This is a genomic window from Bradyrhizobium prioriisuperbiae (assembly GCF_032397745.1).
GTDB lineage: Bacteria > Pseudomonadota > Alphaproteobacteria > Rhizobiales > Xanthobacteraceae > Bradyrhizobium_A > Bradyrhizobium_A prioriisuperbiae.
This window is the reverse complement of sequence record NZ_CP135921.1, coordinates 5,385,154-5,397,487: the sequence shown is the minus strand read 5'-3', so window position 1 is coordinate 5,397,487 and position 12,334 is coordinate 5,385,154. Positions and strand designations below refer to the sequence as shown.

Below are 12,334 nucleotides of genomic sequence, written 5' to 3'. Positions count from 1 at the left end.
CCGGTATAGGATTGCAGGGACGAGCGGTCCAGCCGATCCCATATGGGAGATGCGCGCGAGGTGCGACGCCGGCACTCAGGTCGCATCCGTTTTACGCCGCGCCGCCGCCGCCAAGCCGCCGAATTGTCCACCGATGACGTACGCAGGGGATTTTTTAGGACCGGAGCATTGCCATGCGCATCACCACCCTCGCCTTCCTCGCAGCCGCCTCTCCGCTTGCGCTCACCGCCGCCCACGCCGCCGATATCGATGCACCCTCACGCATCGATGCCGTCACCGTCTTTCCCGACGGCGCGATGGTCACGCGGCTGACCGAGGTTGCGCTGCCGCAGGGCAATTCCACCCTGCTGATCAAGGGCCTGCCCACCGTGCTCGATCCGGCCTCGGTGCGGGTCGAGGCGATCGCGGACGGCGCGCTGGCCATCGGTTCGGTCGAGACCCGCCTGTCGCCCGGCGACGCGAGGCCAGTGGTGGACGCAGCGCTCGAAGCCAGGATCACCGCGCTGAAGGACCAGAGCGAAACCATCGCCGCCCGGCTCGACGCCCTGGACGTCAAGCGCAAGAGCATCGTGCGTTTCAGCGAGACCAGTCCCACCGGGCAGGGCAAGGACGACAAGGGCATCGATCCCGCCAACTGGAAATCCGCCTGGGACGTGGTCGGCGACGAACTCGCGCGGGTCAATGAGGATATCCGTGTCGCGCGCGGTAAGCGCACGGAGCTGACCGAACAGATCGCCGCCCTCGAGCAGGCCCGCCCGGCGACCGCGAAGCCCGGCGCGCCAAAGCGCGACATCACGGTGGCGGTCGCCGCCGGCGGCGCGCTCAAGGCCACCCTCACCATTGTGTATCGCGTCTCGCAGGCGGCCTGGACGCCGCGCTACGATGCCAAACTCGACACCGGCGCCAAGGGCCGCAAGCCGTCGCTCGAACTGGTGCGGCGCGCCGAGGTGACGCAGCGCACCGGGGAAGACTGGGACGAGGCGACCATTGCGGTCTCGACCGTCCGCACCCAGGGCGGCACCGCGGCGCCCGAGGTGACGCCGATGATCGTGTCCTTCGCCGATGATTTCTATGCCGCGTCGCGCGCAGCCGGTGCGGCGGACAGGGCGCGCAGGGAATTCAAGGCCGCGGCTCCCGCTGCCGTTCCCTCCACCGCCATGGCGCCGCCGCCGGTCGCCAAGGAGCAGGCCATGGAGCCGGCGAAACCGGTGTTTGCAACCCTCGATGCCGGTGCTTTCCAGGCCTCGTTCAAAGTGCCGGGACGCGTCAGCGTGCCGCGCGACGGTTCGCCCAAAACCTTCGCGCTGTCCTCGACCACGCTGCCGCCGGAGCTGACGGCCCGGATCTCGCCCGCGCTCGACCAGACCGCCTATCTCGACCTCTCCTTCATCCAGAACGAGGACGCACCGTTGTTGCCCGGTGAGGTGAATATCCAGCGCGACGGCATCTTTGTCGGCAAAGGTCGCTTCCCGCTGGTGGCGCCTGGCGACAAGGCAACGCTCGGCGCCGGCAGCGACGATCGCATCAAGGTGGCGCGGGTGCCGCTGCGCCAGAAGGACAACGAACCCGGCTGGATCAACAGCTCCCGCTCGCAGGTGACCGAGTTCAAGACCAGCATCAAAAATCTCCACGAGGCGCCGATCCATATCATGCTCACCGACCGCATCCCGGTCTCGGACGTGAACCAGATCACGGTCGAGCCGCTGTCGAGCAACACGCCTGCCACCGACAAATCGGTTGCCGACAAACGTGGCGTCTCGGCCTGGACTTTCGACCTCGCCGCCAGCGAGGCCAAGGACATCCGGTTCGGCTGGCGCCTGAAGTGGCCGGGCGACCGGGAAATCCTGATGCATGCGGAGCCCAAGTAACTGGGAGTCTTCAATCCGCCGCAGGCTTCATGCTAAGACCGCCATGTCATGACACCGTCAAGACATGGCGGGCATAGGTCCGCGCCCGACATCGATGAGACCAATGCCCCAGACGGCCTCTTTCCCACGCCACCTGATCCATGCCGCAGCCATGCTGTCCGGCGTGCTGCTGGCGCTTGCCGTCCACATGATCGGACAGCGATTCGGGCTCGACCTCGCCACGCTGTGGCGATCGGACACCGGCGATTTGATTCCGGCCGCCGCCGCGCTCGCCTGGTGGCTGGTGGCGCTGGCCGCCTTCATCGGCGGCTACGTCACGGCCTCGCTGATGGATAGCGCCGTCGGCGGGCAAATCCCGCTGCGCATGCGGCAATTTCTGATCGGGGTCGGCGTGCTGCTGCTGGCCGCCGCCGGCCAGGCCGCCTCGGGCCCGACCGCAATTCCGACGGTATCCGGCGTTCTGGGAGGCCTGGTCGCGCTCTGTCTCGGCGCAGCCATGGCATTTTGCGGCGCCCACTTCGCGCTTCGCCGCACTTGAAACACAAAAGGCGCAGGCTTGTGCCCCGCGCCTTCACACAATCGATCGGGACACCTCTCGGATCAGCTGCGTCAGAAAGCCGCTCTTGAGCCGCGGATCGATCGCCTCGCCCTTCGAAAGTCGAACGCACCCCATCACCGCTTCCGCGAACATACGGTTAGGCAGCACGACGGATGCATTGCTTGTCGAGGGCTAACCGAGGAACCATTTACCCGTTCTTCGCCGACGGAGGGAAAACCCGGCCAATTCCCAACAACAAGGTGGTCTGGTCGGCAATGTGTCCGGATTGCGACAGCCCAGAAGCCATTGCGATCGTCATATTGCGGACTGGATGCCTTGCTCAGAAGCCCTATATCCTCGGCAACGAAGCGTGTATGAAGCCGTTAATGTAACAGCCCCTTTCAATGCTCTTGGATTCACTGCTTGCGACGACTTTGTTCGAACAGCTCTGGGGATTTAACCGTGTTCGCCGTTGGTACATCGGATCGCCGCAAAGACAGCCGGTGTCCGGTTTTTTGCCACTGAGTTTTCGCCTATGATCGCTCCCGCAGCCGCTTGTCCCCTGCCCGTCGCATTGGTTGATATCCAACTGGTCGACGCGGTCAATTTACAATCGGCTCACCTGAGTGTCGTGCCCCGCCGGGAGGATGAATGCATCGACTGCTGACCGCGCTTAAACGCGGGTTCACGGGACGAACTGGTTGGAAACGGATCGGCATCGCTGCCAGCGTTCTGATCATCATCCTGGCCATCACGACGCTGGTTCGCACGCTGAAAGGCGTGGACACCGGCATCGTGCTGATCGCGCTGACGGAGAAATCACCGGCCGATATCGCGCTGGCGGCGCTGTGCGTGATCTGTGCATTCTTTACCCTGACGTTCTACGACCTGTTCGCATTGCGAACGATCGGCAAACACCATGTGCCCTACAAGATCGCGGCGCTGTCGAGTTTCACCAGCTACACCATCGGCCACAATATCGGCGCCACCGTCTTCACCGGCGGCGCGATCCGGTTCCGGATCTATTCGGACTGGGGCCTCACCGCGATCGATGTCGCCAAGATCTGCTTCCTGTCCGGGCTGACGTTCTGGCTTGGCAACATGTTCGTGCTGGGCATCGGCATGGCCTGGCATCCGGCCGCCGCAAGCGCCATCGACCTGCTGCCGCCGTCGATCAATCGTTTGATCGCACTGGGCTGCCTCGCCGGCATCGCGATCTACCTGATCTGGCTCGCCAACGGCCGGCGCGAACTCGGGCAGAACGGCTGGAAGGTGGTGCTGCCGTCGGCGCCGCTCACCATGCTGCAGATCTTCATCGGTGTCGTCGATCTTGGCTTCTGCGCTCTGGCGATGTACATCCTGATGCCGGCGACGCCGCAAGTCGACTTCGTCTCGATGGCGGTGGTGTTCATCCTCGCGACCCTGATCGGCTTCGCCAGCCACGCGCCGGGCAGCCTCGGGGTGTTTGATGCCGCGATGCTGGTGGCGCTGCCACAGTTCGGCAAGGAACAGCTGCTGGCGTCGCTGCTGGTGTTCCGCATCCTGTATTTCCTGATCCCGTTCGCGATCTCGATCTCGATCATGGGCTTTCGTGAACTCTGGCTCAACGTGGTGAAACCATGGAACGAACGGCGCCGGTCGGAAACGCTGAACCGGATCGCCGTGCCGCAACGCATCAACCGCCAGCATCATCCGGCCGAATAAGACATTCCCTTCGGCAAGGCCGGCTAGTCCCTTATTTTCGCCTCACCTTGGTCCTTCATAAGCGCCATGACCGCCCGTAACGTGACCTCCCTCGGCGCTGTCGGGCCTGCCATGAAAACCCGTCCGCAGACGTCCCGCCCGCTCGCTCGCCTGCGATGGATCGGCCTGACTCTCGCAGCGCTCGTGATCGGCGCGCCGGAGTTCGCGGCAGCCCAGACCGCCGACGGCGCGATGCAGATTTCCTGGGAAGTACGCAACCGCTTCCGGCTGTTCCGGGAGGAGCGCGACTTCCTGCTGCATACCGAAAGCCTGCGCGCCGGCGGCGTGCTGGCCTCCGAAGACGCGCTCGCAACCCAGAGCGACGGCCGTGGCTGGGCGCGCAACACCGTCGCGCGCCTCTGCATTGATCCGACCGGACGCGTCATCGAGCCCTGCACCCGCGACGGCGTCAAGGAAAGCTACCTCACCCCGACCGAGCATCCGGTCACGGTTCGCCTGACCGGCGCCATTCCGGTCGGCGCCACCTGCGCCTGGACTTTCGATGACGGCGACGGCCCCCGCCAGTCGACGCTCGACTGCGCCGAGCCGATCAATCTGCGCGTCCGCTACGGCCGCGCCACCGCCGCCACCGTCGACGTCTCCAGCGGAGCGGACCCTTCTCAGCGCGTGGCCACCCAGATCGAAGTCCGCGACATCTTCATCGCCGGGCTCGGCGATTCCGTCGCGTCCGGTGAGGGCAATCCGGACCGGCCGGTGGCGCTGGCCGACGATGGCTTCTGCTTCCAGTCCTACCTTGGTGGCCCGGCCAAGCAGTACTACCGGCCCGGCCGCGCCAACTTCAAGGGCGCGCGGGCCTGCGAAGGCGGCGACACCTCGGGCACCGGCCTGCGCTCCTGGCAGGTGCTCAGCGCGCAATGGTTCAATGCCGCCTGCCACCGCTCGCTCTACAGCTATCAGACCCGCGCGGCGCTGGCGCTCGCGGCGCAGTATCAGCATATCGCGGTCACTTATTTGCCGCTGGCCTGCACCGGCGCCACCATCAATGACGGCCTGTTCGGGTCGCAGAAGGCGCGGGAGTGCCTGTTCACCCGCAATGCGGTGACCTGCGCCGGCACCGTCAACGCACAACTATCCGAACTGCGCGATGCGCTTGCCGCCGCCAAGCGCCGGCAGCCGTCGCGCCAACTCGATCTCATCCTGCTGTCGGTCGGCGCCAACGATATCGACTTCTCCGGCCTCGTCGCCGACGTCATCGTCAACGGCCCGACAGAGCGCGCGCTGTTCCGCCGCTCGGGCGTGCTGGGCGCGCTGGACGACAGCCGCGCGACACTGCAGCGCGACCTGCCGCAGCGCTTTGGCAAGATGCGCGAGGCGCTCAAACCGCTGGTCGGCGGCGACCTGTCACGCGTGGTCTACGTCTCCTATGCCAATCCCGCGCTGCTCAATGGCGCGCCCTGTCCGGGCGGCCCGGCGGGCTTCGATATCCATCCCTCCTTCACGGCCGATCCCGGGCGGCTGCAGCGGGTAACGGCCTATGTGCAGAGCGAGTTTCTGCCACGGCTGCGGGACCTCGCACAATGCCAGGGTGGCGTCTTGTGCCGCGATCCCAACGGCGACCGCATGACCTTCGTCGATCAGCACCAGCAGGCGTTCGCCAACCATGGCTTCTGCGCCCGCGGCGCCAACGATCCCGACTTCGACCGGCAATGCTTCTCGGCCAAGGGCGACAGCTTCACCGCCGACCTGGTCGACGCCCCCGCGGCACCGATGACCTGCGGCCGCGGCGCCAGCGAATTCCGCGCCTACCTGCCGCGCGCGCGCTGGATCCGTGATGCCAACGACAGCTACTTCGCCGCGATGACCTATCCGCAGGGCGTGTCGTCCTCGGCGCTGCCCGCCGACATCCATGACGCCACCTGGGGCGTGCTCTCGGCGGTCTATGGCGGCGCGATTCATCCGACCGCTGAAGGCCACGCCGCGATGGCCGACGCCGCGCTGCCGGCGATGGCCGGCGTGCTCGGCCTCGGCGGCGCGGAGCCCGCGGTCACACGCGAGCCGCTGCCACTTGCTCCGGCGGTGCAGCGGTAGAGCGTTCTCCAGCGCCTGCTCCTCCGCATCAGCAGGTTTGAGTTCGCACGACTCATGAACCCCAAAAGGTCTTGCATCGACCAAGGGGTGAGACATGATCGTGTCGTCCAGGGAGCTGTCGCGATGGTCGATGCCATGCCTGCACAGCCAGCCGTTCCGTCCAATCCTAGAGCCTCCACACCTCGCACAAGTTCGGACCTCGATGCCGCCACCGTCGCGATGGAGCGTTCGCCGCGCATGACTGAAGCTGCCGGCACCGACGCCAATGCCGGGCGCGTGGTCTGGGCCCCGGCAAAATCGCTCTGGATCTCCGCCATGGCACTGGGCGCCGTCGTGGGCGGGCCGATCTCAGTCACGTGGGGCGCGTTCGTTCTGTTCCTCGCGACCACCGCCGTCACCATCTGCCTGGGACATTCGCTGGGCATGCACCGCCGGCTGATTCATCACGCGTTCGCCTGCCCGCTCTGGCTGGAGCGCATCTTCGTCTATCTCGGCACGCTGGTCGGAATGGCTGGTCCGTTCGGGATGATCCGGCAGCACGACATTCGCGACTGGGCGCAGCGCAGAACCACCTGTCACGCATTTCTGGCGCATCGCAATCCGATCTGGCGCGATGCCTGGTGGCAGCTGCATTGCGAGTTGAAACTGGACCGGCCGCCGACCCTGCTCATCGAACCGCGCGTCCGCGACGATCTGTTCTATCGGATCATCGACCGAACCTTCATGCTGCAGCAGGCACCATGGGCGGTGCTGTTTTTCGCGATCGGCGGTTTGCCGTGGGTCATCTGGGGCATTTGCGTGCGTGTCACGCTGTCGCTGGTGGGACACTGGCTGGTCGGCTATTTCGCGCACAATCGCGGCCCCCGCACCTGGCATATCGAGGGCGCCGGTGTGCAGGGCTACAACGTCGGCTATGTCAGCCTGCTGACCATGGGCGAGAGCCTGCATAACAATCATCATGCATTCCCGGGCTCGGCACGCCTGGCGCATGAGTCAGGCGAACTCGATCCCGGGTGGTGGGCGCTGTCGGCGTTCGCGCGCGCCGGCCTGGTCTGGAATATCCGCACCCCGTCGGATCTGCCGCCGCGCTACGCGCTGCGGCGGCTCGCAACCTCCGCGCATACGCTTCGCGTTTGGCGCAAGTGAACCGGTACCCACTTCTCTGGAAAACGTCCTAAACCCGCACCGACAATTCCAGTCCGCCGTCGAACGGCAGCGTCATGGTGCGGAAGCGGTTGGCGGGATCGTTGATGAAGGCGAAATAGTCGGCATAGTCGGCGCGGTAGTCCGTCGTGTTGTCGCAGATCACGATCGCGCCGGGGCGCAGATGCGGCGCCACCAGTTCGAGCGCCGGCCGCGCCATCGGAATCCAGATGTCGACCAGCATGAAGTCCACCGGACCTTCGATCGTCTTGAGGGTTTCGCGCAAATCGCCTTCCCGCAGATCGATGAAGCGGTCGAGGCCGGCAGCCACGAAATTCGCGCGCGCCGCCACAGCCTTCGCCGGCTCGTATTCGGTCCCGATCACCACGCCCTCGCCACCGGAGCGCACATTGTCGCGCACCGCGGCCGCCAGATAAAGCGTGGAGACACCGAACGACGAGCCGATCTCGACAATGCGCCGGGCATTGTTCGCGCGGCAGAGCTGATAACAGAACTCCGCCTTGTCGCGATCGAGCGCCACCAGTTTGTCGGCGAGGTAGTCCTTGATGCGAGCCGCATCGTCCTCCGGCGACGGGGCGGCGAGCTTGTCCTGCGCTTCGAAATAGGCCCGCATCTCGGCAAGCTGGGCGTCGCTCGTCGCATGCAGCAGCGTCAGCAGGCGCTCCAGATCCGGATCATGAAGAACGCTCATCGCTCGAGACCTCCACGGGGGTGGGATCATAGGCAGATCCGCAGCGAGTCGGCGCCAGAATAGATCTAATTCACGCCCAGCTTCTTCTGCAGGCTGGACGACGATGTCGTGTACTGGAACACCAGCCGCTTGTCCGGATAGACGTAGCGGTGCGCCTTCTGCGCCATCAGCGCGCCCTCATGGAAGCCCGAGAGAATGAGCTTCAACTTGCCCGGATAGGTGTTGATGTCGCCGATGGCGAAAATGCCGGGCACGTTGGTCTCGAACGCCTGGGTGTCCACCGGCACCAGATTGTTCTCGAGCTTCACACCCCAGTTCGCGATTGGTCCGAGCTTCATGGTCAAGCCGAAAAACGGCAGGATGGTATCGCAGGCGATGTCGAACATCGCGTTGTCGGTGCCCTTCACCTGCGCGCCGGAGAGCTGGCCGTTCTCGCCGTGAAGCTCGGTAATCTGGCCGAGCCTGAGGTCCATCTTGTCGCTCTTCACCAGCGCCCGCATCTGCTCGACACTGTGCGGCGCGGCGCGGAAGTCGTCGCGGCGGTGCAGCAGGGTGACGCGCTTGGCGATCGGCTGCAGGTTCAGCGTCCAGTCCAGCGCGGAATCGCCGCCGCCAACGATCAGCAGGGTCTTGTCCCGGAACTGCTCCATCTTGCGCACCGCATAGAACACCGAGGTGCCTTCATAGGCTTCGATGCCGGGCACCGGCGGCCGCTTCGGCTGGAACGAGCCACCGCCGGCCGAGATCACCACCACCTTGGTTTCGAACACCTGGCCCGCGTCGGTGGTGACGCGGAACAGCGGATCGCCGATCTTCTCGATGGTTTCGACCATCTCGTTGATGTGGAAGGTCGGGCTGAACGGCTTGATCTGCTCCATCAGCGCATCGGTCAGGCCCTGCCCGGTGACCATCGGAATGCCGGGAATATCGTAGATCGGCTTTTCCGGGTAGAGCTCGGCGCACTGGCCGCCGATCTTGTCGAGGATGTCGATCAGATGGACCTTCATGTCCAGAAGGCCGAGTTCGAACACAGCAAACAGGCCGCAGGGGCCCGCTCCGATAATCAGCACGTCGGTTTTGATCGGCTCGCTCATTGCTCTCTTCGCAGGTTCGGAGGGCCGGCGGCTGGAGCTTCGCCGGTGGATGGAATTGTCTAGCTAGTAGAATTGTCTAGCCAACGGCACGCAAGGGGGGAAGCGCTAAATGCGCCTTGCAGGCCGTCGGTCCATGCGCCAGAACAGGGGCAGATCCGCCCCTCGGGCAACCAGAATCCGGAGAAATTCTTGTGAATCTGCAGTCGCCGGCCAAGCCCGTGTTCCACCTCGACGACTACCCCTACCGGCTGTCTGACAACGTGCGGTACGCCGATCTCGACCCCAACCACCACGTCAACAACGCCACCTATTCCAGCTATTTCGAAACCGGCCGGGTCTCGCTGATCCGCGATCCCAAGTTCGGCCTGATGCCGGCGGGGCTGAGCTGGGTGCTGGCGCACCTCGCCATCGATTTCAGGGCGGAGGTCCACTGGCCGGGCACGGTGGAATTCGGCCTTGCGGTGTCCCGCATGGGGCGGACCTCGGTCACCTACGACCAGGTGGTGTTCCACAATGGCCAGTGCGCGGCCTCGGCGGTGTCCGTGACCGTGCTGGTCGATGAACGCAGCCGCAAGCCGGTGCCGCTCACGGACGAGATCATCGCGAAATTCCAGCCCTGGTTGCGGCGGAGCTGACCCTCGCAAAGCACCCGTTAGACCAATAGCCGAGCCGCCCGCGCGAAGATATGATTGAAGATATGATTTGAGAATCAAGCCCCGATGGCCGATGCCAGATTTGAGGGGCTCCGACCGGCATAACGCACATGATCAGTTTCAACACCGACAGCCTTCGCCCGCATGAGCGCTTCGACCATTGGTGCGAGGTTCGCGGCAAGAGCCTGTTCGGCGTGACGATCGAGCTGGAGCGCGAGCGCCGTCCCGACTTCCAGGGGCGGTTTTCCGCTTTCAACATCGGCGAGGCGACCTTCGCCGAAATGAAGGCGTCGTCCTATCGCGTCAGCCGCACCAGGGCCGATATCGCGCGGGTCACCAGCAACAGCCTCTACATCAGCCACCAGATCCGTGGCACCGGCTGGCTCGATGTCGGCCGCGACCGCGTTCATGTGATGCCGAACAACGGTTTCGGCATCAGCCACTCCGACATGACATTTATCGGGACGCCGGAATTCTCCGATGGATTTCACTACCGCGCGCTCAAGATCCCGCTGAGTGGCGACAAGGATCTCTCTGATAACGCCCGCGACCTCGCCCCGGCACCGCTGTTCAAGACGGACCGGCTGACCACACTGATCTCGGCATCGTTCACCGCACTGGCCGATGCGGGCCCGAAGCCGACCGACGACGGCGACGCGGTCAGGCATCTGACCCAGTTGGCGCTGCTCGTGCGCGGCCGTGTTACCTCCGGAATGCCGGAAAGCCGCGCAGCGCTGCGCTTCGGATTTTATCATGCCACCCGCGATCTGATCCGGCGCAACCTGCACCGGCCGGACCTGTCGCCCGCCATGGTCGCCGACGCTCTCACCATTTCGGTGCGCCAGCTGCACCTGCTGTTCGAGCCGACCGGAACCAGCTTCGCGCGGACCGTGATGACGCTGCGGCTGGAGAAAGCAAAGCAGCTGCTGACCGCGGATGCCGGCCAGCCGGTCTCGGGCATCGCCTTCGCCTGCGGCTTCGACAGCCTCGCCACCTTCTACCGCGCATTCCGTCAGGCCTTCGGCATGACCCCCGGCGATCTCCGATTCGGCCCGCAGCCCGCCGAGTAACGCCAAGCACAGCTGCGGAGCTTTGACGTCGCGGCAGCCGTCTCTCAGATAGACATGAACTGAAATGGAGATGGATTACGCGGCTTTAAGCCTGCCGCTCCGGCGTGGTCACCACCAGGCCTTCGAGATCGTCGGTGACCTTGATCTGGCACGACAGCCGCGAGTTCGGCCGCACGTCATAGCCGAAGTCCAGCATGTCTTCTTCCATCGGGGTGGGACTGCCCACCTTCTCGCGCCAGGCTTCGTCGACATAAACATGGCAGGTCGCGCAGGCGCAGGCCCCGCCGCATTCGGCTTCGATGCCCGGAACGGCGTTGCGAATGGCCGCTTCCATGACGGTTGCGCCCGCGTCGACATCGACGCTGCGGGTTGCGCCTGCGGAATCGACAAAGTTGATTTTGACCATGACCACTCGTGCTGCCGGAATAAAGGAGATGGCTGTCCTATAACGGGTCCGCTCGCCCCGCGCCAGCACTGGGGGGAAGGTTTTGGAACAAGGCAGCCAGCCGGAACAAAGACATTGCCGCCATCCCGATCGGACGGCGATCAGGCGGCCGCGGTAGGATCACGATCGCTTCAGGATGACGTCGATGACGCCGCGCGCCTCGGAAACCGCGGCCCGCAGCAGGCGGATCGGCTCCGCCGTCGAGCGTTCGCCGCGCAGCGCGACCTCGACCTCGGCCGCCGCATCGGCCACGCGAAAGGCGCCGATCGCCCGCGCGGAGCCTTTAAGAGTATGTGCGAGCCGGTCCGCATCGAACGGCATCGTGGCCAGCCGGTCGGCGAGGTCGGAGGCCTGCGCGGCGAACATCGCCAGCACCTCCCGTTCCACGTCGGCGTCGCCGAGGGTCATGCGGCCGAGATGGGCCAAATCTATCGTCGTCAGGTCGATCGGCGTATCGTCCGGCACGAGCGGCGGCGAAGGCATCCAGACAATCCGTTCCAGGGGGTGGGGCATGGCAGCGATCCGTTACTCCCAGGCCGAAAACTCCACAGCCCGGAACTTTTCGTAGCCAACCATGCCAGTGGTTAATGGTTCGTTACCCGAAATTGACGCTAATTTGACACAATTTTGCCGTGCCGGCGCCTTGAAGTCTCATAGCGATTGGGAATTTTCAGCAGTTTGAAGGCTTTACACGTGGCAGCGTTAACGATGATTAAAAAGTCCTTAACGCCGACCATTTCATTCGAGACATCCACCCAATAGGATGTTCGCAGATGTAGGGGACAAAGGTGGCGCGTTGTCCGCAAAAGTGGGTACCGGTTTTGCGATCAGGACGCGCACAGGGTTCAAAAACCGAGCATTTTCCGCGGCAAGCCGGATCCCACGTTGCCGGGAAAATACTCTGACAGCGACCGGCGACATCGCTTTCGCACTGACTGAAGGCTTTGGGACAAGAAGGCTTTGGGTCGAGAAGGCTTGGGGATGCAGGCGGCACAGCTCGCGGCCGCCTCCCGCTGGTC

At 64.7% G+C, this 12,334-nt stretch carries 11 protein-coding genes; 7 read left to right on the top strand and 4 right to left on the bottom strand.

Translation table 11 applies throughout. The annotated features are described in order from the left end of the window. Nucleotides 1-173 precede the first annotated feature (173 nt). From RS897_RS25415 to RS897_RS25395, 5 genes are all read left to right on the top strand, one after another. Nucleotides 174-1,868, top strand: a complete 1,695-nt coding sequence (locus RS897_RS25415) for a mucoidy inhibitor MuiA family protein (protein WP_315831471.1) — start codon at nt 174-176, stop codon at nt 1,866-1,868. Nucleotides 1,869-1,971: 103 nt separating this feature from the next. Continuing rightward, a complete protein-coding gene (locus tag RS897_RS25410; RefSeq protein WP_315831470.1) occupies nt 1,972-2,406 on the top strand; it encodes a hypothetical protein in 435 nt (144 codons plus the stop codon). A gap of 651 nt (nt 2,407-3,057) precedes the next feature. After that, nucleotides 3,058-4,110: a lysylphosphatidylglycerol synthase transmembrane domain-containing protein gene (locus RS897_RS25405; protein ID WP_315831469.1), complete on the top strand. Its 1,053-nt coding sequence runs from the start codon at nt 3,058-3,060 to the stop codon at nt 4,108-4,110. 111 nt (nt 4,111-4,221) lie between these two features. Continuing rightward, a complete protein-coding gene (locus RS897_RS25400) occupies nt 4,222-6,198 on the top strand; it encodes an SGNH/GDSL hydrolase family protein (protein WP_407654300.1) in 1,977 nt (658 codons plus the stop codon). Between the two features lie 237 nt (nt 6,199-6,435). After that, nucleotides 6,436-7,344: an acyl-CoA desaturase gene (locus tag RS897_RS25395; protein WP_315831468.1), complete on the top strand. Its 909-nt coding sequence runs from the start codon at nt 6,436-6,438 to the stop codon at nt 7,342-7,344. Between the two features lie 28 nt (nt 7,345-7,372). Here the strand turns inward: RS897_RS25395 and RS897_RS25390 are convergent, their stop codons facing one another. Together RS897_RS25390 and RS897_RS25385 are read right to left on the bottom strand one after the other, a co-directional pair. After that, on the bottom strand, nt 7,373-8,053 hold the full coding sequence (locus tag RS897_RS25390; protein ID WP_315831467.1) for an O-methyltransferase: 681 nt from the start codon (nt 8,051-8,053) through the stop codon (nt 7,373-7,375). A gap of 65 nt (nt 8,054-8,118) precedes the next feature. Beyond that, nucleotides 8,119-9,147, bottom strand: a complete 1,029-nt coding sequence (locus RS897_RS25385; protein ID WP_315831466.1) for an NAD(P)/FAD-dependent oxidoreductase — start codon at nt 9,145-9,147, stop codon at nt 8,119-8,121. Between the two features lie 191 nt (nt 9,148-9,338). Here RS897_RS25385 and RS897_RS25380 point away from each other — a divergent pair, with 191 nt between their 5' ends. Next, a complete protein-coding gene (locus RS897_RS25380; protein WP_407654299.1) occupies nt 9,339-9,782 on the top strand; it encodes an acyl-CoA thioesterase in 444 nt (147 codons plus the stop codon). Nucleotides 9,783-9,910: 128 nt separating this feature from the next. Then, nucleotides 9,911-10,870, top strand: coding sequence for a helix-turn-helix transcriptional regulator (locus RS897_RS25375; RefSeq protein ID WP_315831465.1), 960 nt, complete (start codon nt 9,911-9,913; stop codon nt 10,868-10,870). A gap of 85 nt (nt 10,871-10,955) precedes the next feature. On the opposite strand, the gene RS897_RS25370 is transcribed toward RS897_RS25375, so the two are convergent. Together RS897_RS25370 and RS897_RS25365 are read right to left on the bottom strand one after the other, a co-directional pair. Then, the gene (locus RS897_RS25370; RefSeq protein ID WP_315831464.1) at nt 10,956-11,276 is read right to left on the bottom strand and encodes a 2Fe-2S iron-sulfur cluster-binding protein; all 321 of its coding nucleotides are present in this window, start codon (nt 11,274-11,276) and stop codon (nt 10,956-10,958) included. A gap of 159 nt (nt 11,277-11,435) precedes the next feature. Beyond that, complete coding sequence (locus RS897_RS25365; RefSeq protein WP_315831463.1) at nt 11,436-11,828, bottom strand: Hpt domain-containing protein; 393 nt, start codon at nt 11,826-11,828, stop codon at nt 11,436-11,438. Nucleotides 11,829-12,334: the final 506 nt, after the last annotated feature.

Coding starts and splice junctions, on each gene's coding strand:
- RS897_RS25415 (WP_315831471.1), top strand. CDS start 174: ATGCGCATCACCACCCTCGCCTTCCTCGCAGCCGCCTCTCCGCTTGCG.
- RS897_RS25410 (WP_315831470.1), top strand. CDS start 1,972: ATGCCCCAGACGGCCTCTTTCCCACGCCACCTGATCCATGCCGCAGCC.
- RS897_RS25405 (WP_315831469.1), top strand. CDS start 3,058: ATGCATCGACTGCTGACCGCGCTTAAACGCGGGTTCACGGGACGAACT.
- RS897_RS25400 (WP_407654300.1), top strand. CDS start 4,222: ATGAAAACCCGTCCGCAGACGTCCCGCCCGCTCGCTCGCCTGCGATGG.
- RS897_RS25395 (WP_315831468.1), top strand. CDS start 6,436: ATGACTGAAGCTGCCGGCACCGACGCCAATGCCGGGCGCGTGGTCTGG.
- RS897_RS25390 (WP_315831467.1), bottom strand. CDS start 8,053: ATGAGCGTTCTTCATGATCCGGATCTGGAGCGCCTGCTGACGCTGCTG.
- RS897_RS25385 (WP_315831466.1), bottom strand. CDS start 9,147: ATGAGCGAGCCGATCAAAACCGACGTGCTGATTATCGGAGCGGGCCCC.
- RS897_RS25375 (WP_315831465.1), top strand. CDS start 9,911: ATGATCAGTTTCAACACCGACAGCCTTCGCCCGCATGAGCGCTTCGAC.
- RS897_RS25370 (WP_315831464.1), bottom strand. CDS start 11,276: ATGGTCAAAATCAACTTTGTCGATTCCGCAGGCGCAACCCGCAGCGTC.
- RS897_RS25365 (WP_315831463.1), bottom strand. CDS start 11,828: ATGCCCCACCCCCTGGAACGGATTGTCTGGATGCCTTCGCCGCCGCTC.